The sequence below is a fragment of the Pelomonas sp. BJYL3 genome, assembly GCF_027257975.1.
In the GTDB taxonomy this organism is placed as follows: Bacteria; Pseudomonadota; Gammaproteobacteria; order Burkholderiales; family Burkholderiaceae_C; genus Roseateles_B; species Roseateles_B flavus.
The window spans coordinates 692,179-710,304 of the sequence record NZ_JANZKX010000001.1; the positions used below are offsets into that span (position 1 = coordinate 692,179).

18 protein-coding genes are annotated in these 18,126 nt (G+C 68.6%); 12 read left to right on the top strand and 6 right to left on the bottom strand.

Features of this window, described 5'->3' with window-relative positions; genetic code table 11:
* Window positions 1-85: 85 nt before the first annotated feature.
* From O9Y01_RS03135 to O9Y01_RS03145, 3 genes are all read right to left on the bottom strand, one after another.
* On the bottom strand, window positions 86-1,015 hold the full coding sequence (locus O9Y01_RS03135; protein WP_269630024.1) for a class I SAM-dependent methyltransferase: 930 nt from the start codon (window positions 1,013-1,015) through the stop codon (window positions 86-88).
* Between the two features lie 134 nt (window positions 1,016-1,149).
* Window positions 1,150-1,989 carry a class I SAM-dependent methyltransferase gene (locus O9Y01_RS03140; RefSeq protein ID WP_269630025.1) on the bottom strand — a complete coding sequence of 280 codons (840 nt, stop codon included), beginning with the start codon at window positions 1,987-1,989 and terminating at the stop codon, window positions 1,150-1,152.
* Window positions 1,990-2,257: 268 nt separating this feature from the next.
* Window positions 2,258-2,947, bottom strand: coding sequence for a cupredoxin domain-containing protein (locus O9Y01_RS03145; protein WP_269630027.1), 690 nt, complete (start codon window positions 2,945-2,947; stop codon window positions 2,258-2,260).
* A 113-nt stretch (window positions 2,948-3,060) separates the two neighbouring features.
* On the opposite strand from O9Y01_RS03145, the gene O9Y01_RS03150 reads away from it, so the two are divergent.
* The 6 genes from O9Y01_RS03150 to O9Y01_RS03175 all read left to right on the top strand — a co-directional run bounded on the left by O9Y01_RS03150 (window position 3,061) and on the right by O9Y01_RS03175 (window position 6,505).
* Window positions 3,061-3,690: a lysophospholipid acyltransferase family protein gene (locus O9Y01_RS03150; RefSeq protein WP_269630028.1), complete on the top strand. Its 630-nt coding sequence runs from the start codon at window positions 3,061-3,063 to the stop codon at window positions 3,688-3,690.
* Window positions 3,687-4,685, top strand: coding sequence for a phosphatidate cytidylyltransferase (locus O9Y01_RS03155; RefSeq protein ID WP_269630029.1), 999 nt, complete (start codon window positions 3,687-3,689; stop codon window positions 4,683-4,685). Before O9Y01_RS03150 ends, O9Y01_RS03155 begins: the two co-directional genes overlap by 4 nt.
* Window positions 4,686-4,785: 100 nt before the next feature.
* On the top strand, window positions 4,786-5,334 hold the full coding sequence (gene ruvC / locus O9Y01_RS03160; protein ID WP_269630030.1) for a crossover junction endodeoxyribonuclease RuvC: 549 nt from the start codon (window positions 4,786-4,788) through the stop codon (window positions 5,332-5,334).
* Between the two features lie 50 nt (window positions 5,335-5,384).
* Window positions 5,385-5,633 carry a hypothetical protein gene (locus tag O9Y01_RS03165; RefSeq protein ID WP_269630031.1) on the top strand — a complete coding sequence of 83 codons (249 nt, stop codon included), beginning with the start codon at window positions 5,385-5,387 and terminating at the stop codon, window positions 5,631-5,633.
* Between the two features lie 8 nt (window positions 5,634-5,641).
* Window positions 5,642-5,794, top strand: coding sequence for a hypothetical protein (locus O9Y01_RS03170; RefSeq protein WP_269630032.1), 153 nt, complete (start codon window positions 5,642-5,644; stop codon window positions 5,792-5,794).
* Between the two features lie 99 nt (window positions 5,795-5,893).
* Complete coding sequence (locus O9Y01_RS03175) at window positions 5,894-6,505, top strand: LysE family translocator (RefSeq protein WP_269630033.1); 612 nt, start codon at window positions 5,894-5,896, stop codon at window positions 6,503-6,505.
* 20 nt (window positions 6,506-6,525) lie between these two features.
* Here the strand turns inward: O9Y01_RS03175 and O9Y01_RS03180 are convergent, their stop codons facing one another.
* The gene (locus O9Y01_RS03180; protein ID WP_269630034.1) at window positions 6,526-6,930 is read right to left on the bottom strand and encodes a nuclear transport factor 2 family protein; all 405 of its coding nucleotides are present in this window, start codon (window positions 6,928-6,930) and stop codon (window positions 6,526-6,528) included.
* Between the two features lie 185 nt (window positions 6,931-7,115).
* Here O9Y01_RS03180 and O9Y01_RS03185 point away from each other — a divergent pair, with 185 nt between their 5' ends.
* The 3 genes from O9Y01_RS03185 (at window position 7,116) to O9Y01_RS03195 (ending at window position 10,548) form a co-directional block, all read left to right on the top strand.
* Entirely contained in the window at window positions 7,116-7,757 is a 642-nt protein-coding gene (locus O9Y01_RS03185) for an esterase/lipase family protein (RefSeq protein WP_269630035.1), read from the top strand.
* Window positions 7,758-7,840: 83 nt separating this feature from the next.
* Complete coding sequence (dbpA, locus tag O9Y01_RS03190; RefSeq protein ID WP_442952702.1) at window positions 7,841-9,277, top strand: ATP-dependent RNA helicase DbpA; 1,437 nt, start codon at window positions 7,841-7,843, stop codon at window positions 9,275-9,277.
* Window positions 9,274-10,548 (top strand): DEAD/DEAH box helicase, encoded by a 1,275-nt coding sequence (locus O9Y01_RS03195; protein ID WP_269630036.1) that lies wholly within the window; start codon window positions 9,274-9,276, stop codon window positions 10,546-10,548. Before dbpA ends, O9Y01_RS03195 begins: the two co-directional genes overlap by 4 nt.
* A gap of 103 nt (window positions 10,549-10,651) precedes the next feature.
* Here O9Y01_RS03195 and O9Y01_RS03200 read toward each other — a convergent pair whose 3' ends face one another.
* Window positions 10,652-11,161, bottom strand: coding sequence for a GNAT family N-acetyltransferase (locus O9Y01_RS03200; RefSeq protein ID WP_269630037.1), 510 nt, complete (start codon window positions 11,159-11,161; stop codon window positions 10,652-10,654).
* Between the two features lie 154 nt (window positions 11,162-11,315).
* Window positions 11,316-14,000, bottom strand: coding sequence for a TonB-dependent receptor plug domain-containing protein (locus tag O9Y01_RS03205; RefSeq protein ID WP_269630038.1), 2,685 nt, complete (start codon window positions 13,998-14,000; stop codon window positions 11,316-11,318).
* 297 nt (window positions 14,001-14,297) lie between these two features.
* Between O9Y01_RS03205 and O9Y01_RS03210 the strand changes: the two genes are divergently transcribed.
* From O9Y01_RS03210 to O9Y01_RS03220, 3 genes are all read left to right on the top strand, one after another.
* On the top strand, window positions 14,298-17,045 hold the full coding sequence (locus O9Y01_RS03210) for a M9 family metallopeptidase (protein WP_269630039.1): 2,748 nt from the start codon (window positions 14,298-14,300) through the stop codon (window positions 17,043-17,045).
* Between the two features lie 132 nt (window positions 17,046-17,177).
* On the top strand, window positions 17,178-17,555 hold the full coding sequence (locus tag O9Y01_RS03215; protein ID WP_269630040.1) for a hypothetical protein: 378 nt from the start codon (window positions 17,178-17,180) through the stop codon (window positions 17,553-17,555).
* Window positions 17,552-18,124 (top strand): RNA polymerase sigma factor, encoded by a 573-nt coding sequence (locus O9Y01_RS03220; RefSeq protein ID WP_269630041.1) that lies wholly within the window; start codon window positions 17,552-17,554, stop codon window positions 18,122-18,124. Before O9Y01_RS03215 ends, O9Y01_RS03220 begins: the two co-directional genes overlap by 4 nt.
* Window positions 18,125-18,126 lie beyond the last annotated feature (2 nt).

Below are 18,126 nucleotides of genomic sequence, written 5' to 3' on the forward strand. Positions count from 1 at the left end.
GCCCTCGATCGGTCAGCGCAGCGGCCGGGCCCTTGGACAGGCGCTGCCGGACGAGGATGCAAGCCCCATGCCCGCGCCGAATGCGTCAGGCGCGCTTCTCTACCAGCACCTCCCAACCACCGACCAGCTTGTAGGATCGGCCCAAGAGATGCCATGGCGCCTTGAGCGAGTAGGCCGCCAGGGTTTTCAGGAAGTTCTCGCCAAAGCTTGTTTCGACAATCGAAGGCTGGCTCTGCAGCATGCGGAAAGTGCCTTCCGCAACGACGTGGTCAAAAAAAGCTTCCCAGAACTGCTGGCCCAGGTCATGGACATGGCCCGGATAGGTCAGGTCCAGCCTGACCCCGACCCGGGCCGCCAGACGCATCAGCGGCACCATGTAAGGGGTCCGGGCATAGAAGAGACCGCCCTTCTCCACCAGCCTCAGACAGCGATCCAGGACCTCCCGGGGTCTGGGGATGTGTTCGAGCACCGCGCTCGCAATCACGAAGTCATGCGGGCTGCTGACGTTCTCGAGAGCGTCGACCTTGGTGATCGAGATGCGCGCGTCAAGCGGCTGGATGACGGTCCTGTTGTAGTCCACGACGGAGATGTCCACCTTTTCGACACCGTTCCTGAGCAGCTCAAGGGCCACCGCATGGGAGATGGAACCATCCCCACCACCAAAATCCAGCATGGACACCCCGTGACTGCGCCTGTGCCGCAGGTACTTGACGGCAAGGTGCCTGCCGAATCTGGACACGCCATGGAAGGTGATCTTGTGGCTTGCCTCGGCCAGCTGAGGCGACTGGTAATAGGCACCGTAGTACGCGTCCAGCGCGCTGTCCGTAGGCATCCTCGAGGCGCTGGCCGCATGGCAGCGAGCACATTCCAGCAGGAAGACCTCGGGCGCGTCCTGCAGCTTGACAACCGGATTCCGGTCAGCTGATCCGCAGAACGGGCATGCCGGATCAGGCGGTTCCAGCTGCCCGGCATTCAGATGCACCGAATGGTGGAAACCCGTGGCGCTGATTTTCATGTGTTTGTTCCTTTGTCCTTCACTCGGCGAACCACTGCGCTCCCGCAGGCGTCGCGCCGACTTTGACCCTGTCTACGGTGCCGCTGCCAGCCCCGACTCATCGCTGGGTCGCCCAGCCGGCCCCACAGCCCCCGCTAGCGGGCATTGGCGACCAGCAGGCAGCTGCCGCCAAAGACCATGTGACGCCGATGTTCGACATGCCCAAGCTCCCTTGCAAGCAAGGCATCCAGCAATGCGGCGGCTCGCCCCTGGGGCGGGCGATGGTCTTCCGCGGTTTCCGCGGCATCGTTCCTGGAGCGGCCAATCCCGAGCCGATAGGGCAGCGCCCTGAACAGAAAGATCGGCAGCGGGAGGAACCTGAAGAGGTAGCTTGAGTACTCCACGGCGAACCCGGCACGCTGCACCAGGGATGCGATCGACGCCCGGGTGTACCGGCGGAAATGCCCTGCAGCCGCGTCCTCGGCGGACCAGAGCATCCGGTACGCCGGCACTGTCAAGTAAAGTCGCCCACCCAGCTTGACCAGCTCTCGGATCTCCTTAAGGAATTGCAGATCATCTTCAATGTGCTCGATCACGTCGAAGAGGCCCACCGCACCGAGCGTTGATGGTTTGAACCCGGCGCTGCGTGTGGTTGCGCAGATCACCGTCGGTATGCCCCGCCGTTTGGCGTTGACGGCGCCGCACGGGCCCGGCTCGACCAGGGCCGTGTCAAAGCCAGCCTGGTTCAGGCCCCGGCTCACAAAGCCATTGCCGCCACCGATGTCGAAGATCAGCTCACCGCTGCCAGGCGGAAAGTTGCGCACCGCCGCCGCGATGCAAGCATTGCGATGCCTGAACCAGAACGAGGACTCCTCGATCTGAAGGCAGGCCTCATTGCCGCCGGATGGATAGGAGATGGACTCCTGCTGGATGCTGCGCCAAATCCCGTCCGGGCCGAGTGTGAGCTGGTCTGCGAGAGTGGATATGTCAAACACAGGACTTCTGTTCCTAGAAAGCGCCCCAAGCTGGTCGTGCAGTGCAAGCCGGTCGCATGCTTGGAGCCCGCTCGCCGGCGGTCGGCATGACCAAGCCCAGGCAAGCTGGCAGCGCAGGGCCAAAGAGAAGCGAATCTAGCATCCTCCTGCCTGCCAGTGGCTGGCAGATGCCGGCGCTCCCTGCAACTGCCAGTCACGGCTGGCGGCAGGAACCGTATGCGCAGCAAGCGGCGTGCGCGGCGCTCGTCGCTCCGGCGTGCGACCGCGCTCAATAGCCGGGCGGCCGCTCCTCAGCAGCGGGCTTGCGCGCCTTCGCCTCGATGGCCGTGGAGAGCTTCACCAGGCCGCCCGCGCCGCTGACCTGCAGCGCCTGTGGTGCTCCGTCCACCAGCTGGTCCACGTGCCAGACGCGCACCCGGGCCGGGCCCTCGGGCACGCCGGCGAGCAAGACCTGACCCTTGTCGTCGCTGACGGCCGCCCAGGGCGTGTCGCTGACATAGACATGGCCCCGCATGGAGCCGTGCAGGTGGCAGCCCAGCAGATAGGGCCCGGGCTGGCTCAGCTGCTGGGTGGCGGAGGCCAGGGGCTGGCCCTCTCGCTTGGCCGAGAGCTTGAAGCTGAAGCCCTGGGTCGGATCGAGGTAGACGCCACCAGGGCCGCTCAGGCCCCCGCGCACGTGGTGGTTCCACTTGTCCAGGTTGGTGAAGGCCACCTTGGCGCCGGGCGACACCACGCTCACCTGCGGCTGGAAGCGCATCTGCTGCTGGGTGATGGTCTGCTCCAGGCGCGGGGCGGGCCGGGGGCCGGGCTGCTGGGTGTCCAGCAGCACCACGGCCTCGGGCAGGGGCTTGCCGGTGCGGTCCAGCACCTGGATCTGCAGGTCGACCGCCCAGGCGGCCGCCGAGACACTCATGAGGCCGGCCAGCAGCACAGGCCTGGACAAGGGGGAAGAAGGCATCGTCTGGGTCTCCTGAAGGGCGGGGGTGGCAGCACGGCAAGGTGGCGCCTGGGGTTTCCTCTCCATCCTAGGCCCGTCGGGCCCCGCCTCAGCCCCCTAGAATCCCGCCCATCATGTCCATTGCCGACTCCACCGGCCTCTTCCTGGCCTTCCTGGCCCGCCTGATCACGGGCGCCCAGGGCCACTGGAAAGGCTGCCCGCCCATGGCGGAGCAGCGCATCTACTTCGCCAACCACCAGAGCCATTTCGACTGGGTGCTGATCTGGGCCTCGCTGCCGCGTGAACTGCGCGCCGCGACCCGGCCCATCGCCGCGCGCGACTACTGGACCTCCAGCCCGCTCAAGACCTGGCTCACCTCCAATGTCTTCAACGCCATCTACGTCAGCCGCACCCGCAGCACGCCGGACGAAGACCCGCTGGAGCCCCTGGTCGAGGCCCTGTCCAAGGGGGACTCGCTGGTGATCTTCCCCGAGGGCACGCGGTCCAACAAAGGCGAGCCGCAGGTCTTCAAGGCCGGGCTCTACCACCTGGCCGAGCAGTTCCCGCAGGTCAAGCTCATTCCCACCTGGATCGACAACGTGCAGCGTGTCATGCCCAAGGGCGAGGTCGTGCCCGTGCCCATCCTGTGCACCGTCACCTTCGGCGCCCCTCTGCAGATCCGCGAGGGCGAGGACAAGCGCGCCTTCCTGGAGCGCGCCCGTGCCGAGGTCATGGCCCTCAAACCCGGCGGGTGGCGCGAATGAACGGTCTGCGCTGGCTCAAGTCCCTCAACTCCAGCGAGCAGGTGGCCTTCCTGTTCGTCATGCTCTTCGGCGCGCTGATGCTCACCAGCATCGGCAGCTTCCTCTTCTCGCTGAAGAAGCGGGCCGAGGACGAGGATGACAGCGAATGGCACCGCGGCTGGGGCCGCTTCCGCCATGAGCTCAACATGCTGTGGCTCTTCGCCAGCCTGTTCTGGGCGGCCTGGATCTCCGGCCCGGTGGGCGCGACCCTGCTCTTCGGTGTCTTCAGCTTCCTCGCCCTGCGCGAGTTCATCACGCTGATGCACACGCGCCGCGGCGACCACCGCAGCCTCATCCTCGCCTTCTTCGTGATCCTGCCCCTGCAGTACGTGCTGGTGGGCACGCGGCAGTTCGACATCTTCTCGGTGCTGATCCCGGTCTACGCCTTCCTGGCCATTCCGGTGGCCAGCGCGCTGGCGGACGACCCGCGCCGCTTCCTGGAGCGCAATGCCAAGATCCAGTGGGGCATCATGGTCTGCGTGTACGGGCTCTCGCATGCGCCGGCCCTGCTGCTGCTGGACTTTCCCGGCTTCAAGGGCCGCGGCGCCTTCCTGCTCTTCTACCTCGTGATCGTGGCTGCCTGCGGGCAGATCGCCCAGTACCTGGCCGCCAAGCGCCTGCGCCGCCGGCCCCTGGCCCGGCGCATCAGCCGCAGCTTCTCCATGCGCGCCTGGTGGGTGGGCACGCTCACGGCGGCCGTCGTGGGCACCCTGCTGTACTGGATCACGCCCTTCAAGGCCGGCCAGGCCCTGGTGATGTCCTTCATCGCGGCCGGCGCGGGCAGCTTCGGTGCCCTCGTGATGAAGGCGCTGAAGAAGGACGCCGGCGTCGAGTACTGGGGCAACCGCAGCAACATCACCGGCGCCGTGGGACTGCTGGACCGCATCGCCGTGCTGTGCTTTGCCGCGCCGGTGTTCTTCCATTCGGTGCGCTGGTACTTCAAGCTGCCGTTATGACAACCCCCGAACCTGTCACTCCGTGCCAGGCCCCCCGAGGGGGTCAGGAAACTTGGGGCGGCCCGGCGTTTCCTGAGCCCGCGCATTCAAGGACTCAGCGATGAGAATATTGGGCATCGACCCCGGCCTGCAGACCACGGGCTTCGGCGTGATCCACGCCGACGGCCCGCGCCTGAGCTATGTGGCCAGCGGCACCATCAAAACCTCAGGCGTGCCCACGGGCGACCTGCCGGGGAGGCTGAAGATCCTCTATGACGGCATCCGCGAGGTGCAGCAGCGCTACGAGGCGCAGTGCGCGGCGGTGGAGATCGTCTTCGTCAATGTGAACCCACAGTCCACGCTGCTGCTGGGCCAGGCCCGCGGCGCGGCGCTCACGGCCCTGGTGTCCTGCGAGCTGCCGGTGTCCGAGTACACGGCCCTGCAGATGAAGAAGGCCATTGTCGGGCACGGCCATGCCAAGAAGGACCAGGTCCAGGCCATGGTCCAGCGCCTGCTGAACCTGCCCGGCCTGCCGGGCAAGGACGCGGCCGACGCGCTGGGCATCGCCATCATGCATGCCCACGCCCGGGTCTCCTTCGAGGCCATGGGCAAGCACACCGCGCTGCAGCGCAGGCAGCATGCGCAGTTCAAGGGTGGGCGGACGTACTGATCCCTGCCTCCGCCCTTCTCATCCACATCCCATCCCGCCTCCTGCGCTGCATGCAACACGACTTCGAAGCACTGCTCTCTTTCCTCGGGCGACTTCCCGCCATCGATCTGCCCGCAGGCCGCGAGTCCATCGGCTACGGCCAGTTCGAGGACGGCAACTGGTGGGTCAAGTTCTCGCTGGACCTCTCACATCCGCTGGCGTGGCGTCATGTACAGGAGCTGGGGCATGTACTGAACTACATCTCACCCGACAATCGCCTGCCCATGGCCTTCATCCCTGTCTCCCCCCGCCCTACATGAATGGCGGGGTGGACTTCCTGTCCTGGGTGCTTGAATCCAGGCTCCCGACCTTCACACCCCAGGCCTGCGCCCAGGTGCTGGAACACCACCTGCCCTCACCCGTCGAAAGCCTGGAGGAATGGCTGCTGGACGACGAGGACGAGAGCGCAGAAGAGGCCTAGGCTGGCTGAGCCCACGCGGCCCGGCCTGAGGTGCCCGAGCCGCAAGCCCCGCGCCAGCCAGCCCCCTTAGCATGGTCGCTCATTGATCTGGAGCCGCTCATGCTGGGCATCGCCGACTACCCCGCCTTCGTCATCGCCGTGCTGGTGTTCCTCGCCATCCCCGGCCCGGGCAACCTTGCGCTGATCAGCGCCACCGCCGAGGGCGGGGTGCGCGGTGGCATGGCGGCGACGCTGGGCGTGATCCTGGGGGACCAGGTGCTCATGTGGGCCGCCGTCGCGGGCGTGGCGGCCTTGCTCGCGGCCTCGCCCACGGCCTTCAGCGTCGTGCAGTGGGGCGGCGCGCTCTACCTCGGCTGGCTGGGCTGGCAGATGCTGCGGGCGAAGCCGGGCGAGGCGGCCGCCCTGCAGCTCAAGCCCGGTCACTTCCTGCGCCAGGCGATGCTGATCACGCTGCTGAATCCCAAGGCCATCGTCTTCTACATGGCCTTCTTCCCGCTCTTCGTCGACCCCGCGCGGCACCGCGGCCTGCTGACCTTCGCGGTGATGGCCGCCACCATCGCCGCCCTCACCTTCGCCTACGGCCTGGTGGCGGTGCTGCTGGCGCATCGCCTGGGCGAGCGCGTGCGCGGCAGCCCGCGCATGAGCCTGTGGCTGCGGCGCGTTGCGGGGGTCTGTCTGATCGGGTTCGGGGTGCGGCTGCTGAGCCGCTGAAGGGCAGAAGCCCCGCGGCCTCAATGTCGACCGAAGGGGTCGCCGGCAAGTGACTCGGTGTGCATCGCACAGACCCACTGGCCGTCGCGCCGGGTCCAGAGGCTGGTGTCATAGGCCACCAGCCGGATCGTCCGGCCCTCGAGCTCCAGTTCCTCGCGGACCTTGTAGGCCACGGCCATGACGTCCTCGCTGATGGGGCGCAGGCGCAGCTCCTCGATGGAGAAGTCTCTCAGCTCGTAGCTCGCGCCCCGCAGCATCTTCTCCAGCGCTGCCTTGCTCAGCGCTCCGATGCCCTGGGCGCCGACGACCAGGCAGTCCTCGTCGCTCAGCGAGAGGGCCGTGGCCGCGTCTTTCTCCTTGATGGCATTCCAGTACTGTCTCTCCTTGGCCAGCAGTTCCTGCTGGATGGCGTCGGTGTTCGGCATGGCGGGTCTCCCGGGTTCAAACTGCCTGCGCCAGGGCGGCAATCGGCATGCCAGCGGCCCGCCCGCGCACAGACGGAGGCCGGGGCGCGAGCCGCCCGCTCCGGCACAATGCGCCAGCCTTCACCGTCCGCATGTCGAGGCCGCCGGCCCGGCGGTCGCTGGGCGTGGGGCATTCATACGGGCTCATGGCTTCCCAGATCGCATTCATCGACGGCGTCGGCGGCAAGCGCTACATGCGCGGCCGCCTCATCCGCCATTTCCAGAGCAAGGGCCAGCAGGTTCACTGCTTCGACTACGCCCCGTCCCGCCAGTCAGTGGACGAGATACGCGCCCAGCTGCGGGACTTCCTGCGGCAGGTGGCCGCCCAGGGCGAGTTCCATGCCATTGGCTATTCCTTCGGCGGCGTGCTGCTGCGCCTGGCCCTGGCGGACCTGGAGGCCGAGGGCATCCGGCCGGTCAAGGTGGCCCTGCTGGCCTCGCCGCTGACAGCCATGCGGTTGGCCATGCGGCTGCGGCATTGGCGCCTGTACCGCTGGATGTCCGGCGAATGCGGGCAGTTCGCGGCCCAGCAGGCGCTGATGGCGCAGGTGCCGCTGCCTGGGGTGCCCACGGCCTGCGTCTACGGCACCTGGCCCTGGCTGGGTGTCTTCGGCTGCTTCTTCGGCAATCGCATCGGGCACGACGGCATGGTGGCGGTCGACGAGGCCATGGCGCCGCAGCATGGGCATCTCCGGGCATTTCCGGTGGCCGCCAGCCATGCCTTCATTCCCTCCAATGCCCGGGCCCTGGACGCCCTGCATGGCTGGTTCGAGGGTTCGGGACGCTGAGCTTGCGGCACTGCCGCACGGACTGGGAGCGGTGGCCGCGCCGCAGCTTACACGGCCCAGGCCCGCATGACCGACAATCACGCATGACCCGCAGCACCCCCAGCAGCCCGACGGCTGCCCCTTCCACCGGCGCTTCCAGCGCTGCCACCTCCTTCTCCACCCTGCCCCTGCCGCCCGCCATGCAGGCCAATCTGCAGCAGCTGGGCTACCTCGCGATGACGCCCATCCAGGCAGCGAGCCTGCCGCTGGCGCTGGCCGGCAAGGACCTCATCGCCCAGGCCAAGACGGGCAGCGGCAAGACGGCGGCCTTCACCCTGCCCCTGCTGATGAACCTGAACCCGCGGCGCTTCGCGGTGCAGGGCCTGGTGCTGTGCCCCACGCGCGAGCTGGCCGAGCAGGTGACGCAGGAGATCCGCCGCCTGGCCCGCGCCGAGGACAACATCAAGGCCCTGACCCTGTGCGGCGGCGTGCCGGTGCGCAACCAGCTGGCCAGCCTGGCGCATGGCGCGCACATCGTCGTGGGCACGCCGGGCCGCATCCTGGACCACCTGCAGCGCGAGACCCTGGACCTCTCCGCCCTGAACACCCTGGTGCTGGACGAGGCCGACCGCATGCTGGACATGGGCTTCGCCGAGGACATCGCGCAAGTGGTGGCCTGCGCGCCCAAGGCCCGCCAGACCCTGCTGTTCTCGGCCACCTACCCGGATGGCGTGAGCAGCATGGCCTCGCGCTTCATGCGCGATCCGCAGGAGGTGCGGCTGAAGGAGGCCCACGCGGCCACCAAGATCCGCCAGCGCTTCTACGAAGTGACGGAGGCCGAGCGCCTGCACGCCGTGGGCCTGCTGCTCAACCACTTCCGCCCGGCCAGCACCCTGGCCTTCTGCAACACCAAGCAGCAGTGCCGCGACCTGGTGGCCGTGCTGCGCGCCGAAGGCATCGCGGCACTGGAGCTGCACGGCGACCTGGACCAGCGCGACCGCGACCAGGTGCTGGTGCAGTTCGCCAACCGCAGCTGCAGCGTGCTGGTGGCCACGGACGTCGCCGCGCGCGGCCTGGACATCGCGCAGCTGGAGGCCGTGATCAATGTCGACATCACGCCCGACGCCGAGGTCCACACCCACCGCGTGGGCCGCACCGGCCGGGCCGACGGCGAAGGCTGGGCCTTCAGCCTGGCCAGCCTGGACGAGATGGGCGCCGTGGGCCGCATCGAGCATGCGCAGGGTTCGCCCTTCACCTGGCACCCGCTCGCGGAGCTGACACCGGCCGACGATGGCGAGCCCCTGCATCCGCCCATGGTCACGCTGCAGATCCTGGGCGGCCGCAAGGAAAAGATCCGCCCGGGCGACGTGCTGGGCGCGCTGACCAAGGACATGGGCTTCGCCGGCGCCCTGATCGGCAAGATCAATGTCAACGAGTTCTCGACCTATGTGGCGGTGGACCGCAGCATCGCCCAGCAGGCCCTGCAAGCGCTCAATGCGGGCCGGGTCAAGGGCAAGTCGGTGAAGGTGCGCGCGCTGTGAGCACGGCCCCGGACACCGACGCCAGCTTTGCCGCCCTGGGCCTCTCGCCCGCGCTGTTGAAGGCCGCCCGCGAGCTGGGCTTCGAGGCGCCCACGGCAGTGCAGGCCGCGGCCATCCCCGCGGCGCTGGCCGGGCGCGATGTGCTGGCCTCGGCCCAGACGGGCTCGGGCAAGACGGCGGCCTTCGCCTTTCCCGTGCTGCAGCAGGTCGAGCGGCAGAACGGCCAGGCCGCAGCCGGTGCCGCGCGCCACCCGCAGGTGCTGGTGCTGGTGCCCACGCGCGAGCTGGCTGCGCAGGCGGGCGCCCTGCTGCGGGCTGCGGCGCGCTGCCTGGCGGTGTCGGTGCGGGTGTCCATCCTCTACGGCGGCGTGTCCATCAACCCGCAGCTGATGGGCTTGCGCGGCGGCGCGGACATCGTCGTGGCCACGCCAGGCCGGCTGCTGGATGTGGTCGAGCACAACGGCCTCTCGCTTGCGGCCCTGCGCTGCCTGGTGCTGGACGAGGCCGACCGCCTGCTGGACGCCGGCTTCGCCGAAGAGCTCGCCCGCGTGCTGGCCCTGCTGCCGGCGCAACGGCAGAACCTGCTGTTCTCCGCCACCTTCCCGGCTTCGGTGCAGGCGCTGTCCGAGCAGCTGCTGCACGATCCGCTGCGGGTGGAGATCGGGCAAGACCTGACCCTCGACGTGGAGCCGGGTGACCGCAAGCTCACCGAGCGCGCCATCACCGTCGATGCCGCCCGGCGCACGCCCCTGCTGCGTCAGCTGATCGAGCAGGAGCAGTGGCCGCGCGTGCTGGTCTTCGTGGCCACACGCTATGCCTGCGACCACGTGGCCGACAAGCTGCGCCGCGCCGGCCTGGCCGCCGCGGCCTTCCATGGCGATGCCAGCCAGGGCGCGCGCTCGCAGGTGCTGGCAGCCTTCAAGTCCGGCGAGCTGCGCGTGCTGGTGGCCACGGACCTCGGCGCCCGCGGCATCGACATCGCCCAGCTGCCCGTGGTGGTCAACTACGACCTGCCGCGCTCCACGGTGGACTATGTGCACCGCATCGGCCGTACCGCGCGGGCCGGGGCCGAAGGACTGGCCGTGAGCTTTGTCAGTGCCGCCACCGAGGCGCATTTCCGGCTGATCGAGAAACGCCAGGGCCGGCGCGTGGCCCGCGAGCAGCTGGCGGGCTTCGAGCCGACCGAGGAGGCGCCACCGGGCGCCGCCAGCGGCGGGATCAAGGGACGGCGGCCCAGCAAGAAGGACAAGCTGCGGACCGCGGGCGGCTGAATCAGGCCCCGGGCCCGCCCTGCGGCGCCCCCTGCCGCCGGAACACCCAGTCCCCGGGCTCGAAGGTCATCAGCACCGGCGCCAGCGCGGGCGCCACGCGCGCCTAGCCGCAGCGCTCAAGCAGGCGCCAGCTGCGTTCATTGGCCGGCAGCGTCGTCGCCCAGCAGGGCGTGCCGGGGCTCACGCGGGCCAGCTCACCGTGCAGCCAGCGCAAGGCCTCGCCGGCCAGGCCCTGCCCCCATTGCGCGGGTGCGAGCAGGTAGGCCACCTCGGCGATGCCCTCATGCAGCGTGGCCTGCAGCAGCCCGGCGTATGCGCCGCTGTCTTGCCGGCGCAAGGTGTAGTTGAGCCAGCGCTGAGGCGGCTCGTCGGCGGGAGGCCCCGCCAGCGTGCGCCGCAGCCAGTCCTCCACGTCCGCGGGCGCCTGCGGCAGGCCGCCGATGTGCCGGTACACCGCCTCGTGCCACAGCTGCCGGGCCAGCGCCATGATGTCTTCCTCGGCCATCACGGAGACCTGCAGGCGGGCCGTGCGGCCGCCATCCGGCGCGGCCGCACGGTTAGGCAGGGTGTCCGAGGTGAAGGGCTGGATCTGGGCGCTGCGCATGGCGGGCATGCTAACGGCATTTCTGCGCACCCCGTGGACAGCGCCTGCCGCAGCCCTCAAAAAAAAGCCCCGCACGAGGCGGGGCATCAAGGGACTGGCATGCAGGTACCAGAACCGAAGAGCCGCTGATGAGCTCAGCAGCAGAGACAAGGGTTTCGCAGGCTCAGCGCACGGTGTAGCGGGCGGCCAGCTGGATGATGGGGCCGTAGCGGTCGTCGTAGAAGCCGCCGTAGCCGGTGGAGAAGCGCGGCTTGATGTCGAAGATGTTCAGCACCGTCAGGTTGAGCTTGAGGTCCTTCCAGCCGGTGTAGCCCACCGAGAGGTCCCACACCGTGCGGCTGGGCATGCGGCCAGGATCCACGCCGGGCTGCAGCACGGCCGGGCTGCTGACGTTGAGCACGCCGGCATAGGTCAGGCCATTGAGCTGCACACGCCAGGCGCCACGCTCGCCGCCCACGCGCAGGGTGTTGCGCCATTTCTCCTGGCTGTAGCCGCCCACGCGATCCTGCAGATCGCCATCAGGCGTGAAGGCCGACTTGTAGCGCAGGATGGCGTTGTACTCGTTCTCCAGCCAGAAGCGGATGCCGGCCCACTGCTGCTCCAGGCGCAGGGTCCAGTCCACGCCGCCCGTCTCCACACCACCCACGTTCATGTAGGGCAGGGTCAGGTACTTCAGGCGGCCGTTCTTCAGGCCCGGGTAGCGCTGCTCCAGCACGGGGTTGCGCGGGTCCCGGGTGACGAGCTCGGCGTAGCCGGGGATGTCGAACTCGTGGTCGATCAGGTACTGGCCGTCCAGCAGGTTGATGGAGTCCTTCTGCTTCAGGTAGTACAGGTCCACCGTGGTGTTCAGGGCCTTGGACGGATTGAAGGCCAGGCCGGCGCTCCAGATGTCGCTGCGCTCGGGCTTGAGCTGCTCGTTGGGCACATAGGTCAGGCGCGGGTAGTAGGCGCACTGGTTGTAGTCCAGGCCCATGGGCTTGCAGCGGATCCAGTCGCGGATGCCCTCGCCCGGATAGGCGTTGGTCGAGCCCATGTGCATCTGCGGCAGCGAGGGCGCCTTGAAGGCCGTGTTGAAGCCCGCGCGCAGCAGCCAGTCGCTGTTGGGGCGGAAGGCCACGGCGATCTTGGGATTGGTGGTGGTGCCGAAGTCGCTGTAGTGGTCGCTGCGCAGGGCCAGCTGGATCTCGGTGGCCTTGTTGGGCTGCAGGTTGAACTCGACGAAGCCGGAGGCCACCTTGCGGCTGCCGTCCGAGGAGGTGCCGCTCCAGTTCTCGATGTTCTTGGCGGCCAGCTGCGGATCGGCCACCTCCTTCATGCTCTCGTGCATGAACTGCACGCCGGCCGCCATGCCCAGGGGGCCGCCCAGGAAGCGGGTCAGCTCGGGGTTGCTGACCTTGGCGTCCAGGGTGTTGAGCGTGGAGGTGGCCTGCTTGGTGATGTCGGTCAGCAGGGCTTCGGCAGCGGCGCGGCTGTTCACCGGCACGAAGGGGTTGTAGCCGCCTTTGGCCAGCGCGTTCAGCACGGCATCGCGCTTGAGCATGTTGAACTCGGTCTGGTCGCCGCGGCTGCGGCTGAACATGGCGGCCGCCTCCCAGTCCCAGTTGCCAGCCATGCCGCGCACGCCGGCCAGGGCCCGGCTGCTGGTGACCAGGGAGCGCGTGCCGCGCTCGCCAGCCTCGTCCACCGAGCGGTAGGCCTGCAGGGGGCTGTTCTCGTGGACCACGCCCTTGTCATCCACCCAGCGGCCCAGGGCCGGCACATAGGCGGCCATGCCCGGCGTCACACGGTGGTCCACGCCCGACTCCATCGTGGGATAGCCCCCGCGCCAGTCGGTCTTGTTGTGGCCCAGCACCAGCTCGCCGAAGAGGCTGGTGTTGCCGCCCAGGGACTTGCTGCCCATCAGCGAGGCATTGACGCGCTCCAGGGTGGGGCCCAGACGGGCGTCCGCGGCGATGTCGGTGCGGCAGTATTCGTCACCGATGTTGTCCACCTCCACCTGGGCCGCCGGGCAGGCCGGATGCGCCTTGCGGTAGCCCTCGTCGATGCGCTGGATGGAGCCGGGGCTGCGGCCGGTGTCGCGCAGGTCCAGACCGCCGTAGGGGCGCAGGTCGGTGCTACGGGTCAGGCTGTGCTTGCCTGCCAGCGCCGGTTCACGGCGGGAGGCCGCCACCATGGCCAGCAGGTTGTAGCCATCGCGGTCGAAGTCCCCGTGGCCGGCCGTCAGGCTGAACTCGCCGCGGCGCTGGTCGCCCGCCGTGCGTTGGCCCAGCTTGCCGGCCAGTTCGATGCCCTGGTAGTCGGTCTTGGTGACGAAGTTCATCACGCCGGCCACGGCGTCCGAGCCATAGAGGGCCGAGGCGCCGTCGCGCAGGATTTCGACCCGCTCCACCGCCGCCAGCGGGATGGTGTTGAGGTCCACGAAGGGCGTGTCGGTGCCGGCCGCGAAGGCGTAGTTGGCCAGGCGGCGGCCATTGAGCAGCACCAGCACGTTCTGGGCACCCATGTTGCGCAGGCTGGCGCTGGTGGCGCCGGCGGAGAAGGAGTTGCTGTTGTTGCCGTCATCGAAGGCGGTCACCGCGGCCATCTTGGACAGCAGCTCCACGGTCGAGGTGGCCCCGGTGGCCTCGATGTCCGAGCGCTTGTAGACGGCGATGGCGCTGGGGCCCTCGGCCGTGATGCGCTTGATGCTGGAGCCGACGATCTCGACCCGCTGCAAGGTCTGGGGCGGCTTCTCGGCCGGCGCATCCTGGGCGGCGGTCTGCGCCTGGGCCTGGGCGGCGAGCGCGGCCAGGGCGCAGGCAAGCAGGCTCAGCCGGGCCGGTAGCGGACGCTGGAGGTGGCGGTTCATGGAGTCTCCTCGAGGGGGTGTTCTGTGACGCTGAAGGGGTGCCGTCGTGCGGCGAAAGGATTTGTATCCTTCACGAATAATTCTGGCATTTCAGCAATATATTTATCTAAGGACTTGCCCCAGGGCCCAAATTGACCCGAATTGGCACAGATTGGGACACCTGACGCCGCCCGCCTCCCTCGGTCTCGGTGTTTACAGCATGCTACGCATATATTTATGGCATTTTCGCGGAATACATCTTGAAATGTGCGCGGCACGCCCGGCGGCGTGCACAACACCCCCTCAACGGAGACCAAGATGTCCGAAACCTCAAGAAATGCATGGCCCCCGCTACGCCATGCCGCGCCCTGGCTGGCGCTGGCCTTTGGCCTGGGCGCTGTGTCCGGCGCCCAGGCGGCCGACACGGCCAGCCTGCGTGCCCTCCAGGCCCAGCAGGCCTACAGCAGCCAGCCCGGCGAACCCCTGCAGGGTGAGCATGTGGGCAAGAAGGGCCTGCACCCCTCCCAGCTGCCCCTGCGCAACGCGGACAGCCTGGTCCCGCCCCTGCAGCGCGAGAACCACAAGCCAGAGACCAGCAGCGCCCGCCGTCGCAGCCTGGCGGTCAAGACCCTGGCCTCCGGCACGACGGTCTGCACGGGCAATGACTTCGTCGGCAAGAGCGGCAGCACCCTGCTGGGCTTCATCGACAACGCGTCCCTGCGCGACTGCATGTACAAGCTCTACATCGGCTCGGCCGCCCAGTACCGCACGGTGTTCAGCGACGCAAACATCATCACCGTCTCCGACGAGCTGAAGCGCCGCGCCCTGAGCTACAACGGGACCGACAGCAACAAGGCCATGAACCTGCTGTCCTTCCTGCGCACGGCCGGCTACTGGAACTACATGTCGGTACGCGGCGACAGCTGGAACGGCATCCCCGCCGGCAGCACCGCCATGCTGAACTCGGCGCGCGGCGCCCTGACCCAGCTGATGAGCGCCCCGGCCTTCATGAACCAGACCGAGGACAACGCCTACTTCGCCAGCGAAGTCTTCAAGACCGCAGCCTCGGGCTTTGCCGCCAGCATGGCGCCCGTCGCCAAGCGCTGGATCGACCAGACCCAGGCCAGCACCTTCGCCACCGGCTACTGGACCAACGAGACCATCCTGGCCGCGATGAACGTGCTGTTCTACGGCGACGGCCAGGACGACTACGCCGCCGCCGTGGCCAACGACGCCAGCTATGCCCGCTCGCTGGACGCCTTCCTGACCCGCAACCGCGCCCAGGCCGGCACCAGCTATGGCTACCACCTGGCCAATGCCATGGGCGAGATGCTGCGCTTCCTGCGCTATCCGGCCCTGACCAGCACCGTGCGCCCGCTGGGTGTCAACCAGCTCAGCAGCTACAAGGCCAGCGACGACGCCACCATCGACGCCTGGATGCGTGCCGGCACCATGGTCGACAAGTACGACAGCGCCAACTGCGGCAGCTACGGCACCTGCAATGCCTACGACACCGTGGCCCGCATCAAGCTGCCGATCACCTATGCCTGCGGCACGCAGTACGTGATCCGCGCCCAGGCCATGACCAGCCAGCAGCTGGCCGACACCTGCACCAGCATCAGCAACCAGACCGGCTACTTCCATGGCCTGTTCGGCACCAATGCCTCGCAGCCGGTGGCCAACGACACCAATGCCAAGCTGGAGCTGGTGGTCTTCGACAGCTACGCCCAGTACTCGCGCTTCTCGGGCTTCCTGTTCGGCAATGACACCAACAACGGCGGCATCTACCTGGAAGGCGATCCCTCCCAGCCCGGCAACCAGGCCCGCTTCCTGGCCCACCGCGCCGACTGGCTGGCCGGCTTCGAGATCTGGAACCTGAACCACGAGTTCACCCACTACCTCGACGGCCGCTACAACCTGTGGGGCGGCTTCGGTGCCTATCCGCTGGAGCTCAACGGCACCGTCAAGAACTCCTCCGTCTGGTGGATCGAGGGCGTGGCCGAGTACGTGTCCTACAGCTACCGCCGTGCCTACAACGCCGACGCGACCTCGCGCGCCCAGACCGCGCCCGTGGCCCTCAGCGAAGTGATGCGCAACACCTACAGCAGCGGCCAGACCCGGGTCTACAACTGGGGCTACCTCGCCGTGCGCTACATGCTGGAGCGCCAGCCCAGCCAGGACCAGGCCTTCCTGCCCCTGATGCGCAAGGGTGACTACGCCGGCTACAGCAACCGCATCGACGCCATCGGCACCAGCCTGGACGCCGACTTCAAGTCCTGGCTGACCCAGTGCATCGGCAACGGCGACCTCGCCAGCTCCAACTGCACGAGCCGCCGCGCCAACACCCTGCCGTTGCTGAACGCCGACGCCATCGGCGCCTGCAACCTCTCCAGCACCAGCGTCCTGGCCAATGGCTGCAGCCGCGCCCTGAGCGGCACCGGCCCCTTCAGCTTCTCGATGAACGCCAACAGCTGGGAACTGGCCATCTTCCGCCTGTCCAACCTCAAGGGCGGCGCGGACGTCTACGCCAAGGCCACCGGCTGGCCCAGCACGACGGACTACGACTTCAAGGTCGGCGGCAGCAACACCGACCTGCGCCTGCCCCTGCAGACGCGCGGTGCCGGCTATGTCTACGTGATGGTGGTGCCCCGCAGCGACTTCGTCTCCGCCAACCTGCGCGGCATGTTCAGCGACCTGCCCCTGCAGCCCGCCACCCCGGACTGGAGCCAGGGCCCTGTCTGCACCGACACCAGCAGCTATGCGCTCAACACCAACGGCTGCGTGCGCAACGGTCTCACCAGCAGTGGCAGCAACCCCGGCTGGTATGCCGTGCTCGTGCCCACCGGCAAGAGCGCCATCACCGTCAAGACCACGGGCGGCACCGGCAATGCGGACGTCTACCTGAAGCACAACGCCTGGCCGTCCACCTCGGACTATGGCTGCCGCTCGGTCGCAGCCGGCAACACCGAGACCTGCCGCCTCAGCGGCCTGCCCTCGGGCACCTGGGTCTACGTGATGCTGACGCCCGGCTATGGCAACCTGAGCATCGCCGCCACGGCGGACTGATGGGCAGACTGACACAGCGCCTGCGCTGAAGACAGGAAGGGCCGGCACTTGCCGGCCCTTTTCTTTTTTCGAGGGCGATGGAATATTCGGCCTGGCCGCGGTGTTCTACCTTCACCTCAACAGGAGACGCCCATGAAGCACCCTCGCCTCGCCCTGCCCCTGATCGCCACGATCGCCCTGACCCTGGCCGCCTGCGCCAGCGCCCCGCCCTCGCCCGCCCGCGCGCAGGACGGCGCCCTGGTCGGCGCCAATGGCATGACGCTCTACACCTTCGACAAGGACAGCGCTGGCAAGAGCGCCTGCAACGGGCCCTGCGCCGCCAACTGGCCGCCGCTCATGGCCGCGGCCGATGCCAAGGCCGGCGGCGACTGGTCCGTGATCACCCGCGACGACGGCAGCCGCCAGTGGGCCTACAAGAGCAAGCCCCTGTACTACTGGACCAAGGACCAGAAGCCGGGCGACCGCACGGGCGACGGCTTCAACAAGGTCTGGCACCTCGCCACCCCATGACCCTGGACGACACGCTCCCCCACCTGCCCCGGCTGCGGCGCCATGCCCGCCTGCTGACGGGTGATGCCAGCCGCGCCGACGACCTGCTGCAGGACACCCTGGAGCATGCCGCGCGCAAGGCGCATCTGTGGGTGGCGCCGGCGGAGGAGCGTGTCCCCGGGGCGGCCTTGCGGGCCTGGCTGCTGACGCTGATGCACCGGCGCTTTCTCAACCAGTGGCGGGACGAACAGGCCGCCCGCATGGAAAGCCTGGACGAGGCCCATGAGGCTCACGCGGCCCGGGCGCCGCATGAGCTGCACGCCTCGAACTGGCAGCATCGCCCCCACGAGCAGCTCCAGCTCCGCCTGGACCTCGAACGCGGCCTGGCCGCCCTGCCCCCGGCCGCCCGCGAGGTCCTGCTGCTGGTCTGCGTGGAGGAGCTCAGCTACGAAGCCACCGCCCAGGTGCTGGACGTGCCCGTGGGCACGGTGATGTCCCGCCTCTCCCGCGCCCGCGAGCGCCTGCGCGTGCTCATGAGCGAGCCCGCCCGCCCCGCGGCCGGCGCGCCCGCCCTGCGCGTCGTCAAATGAGC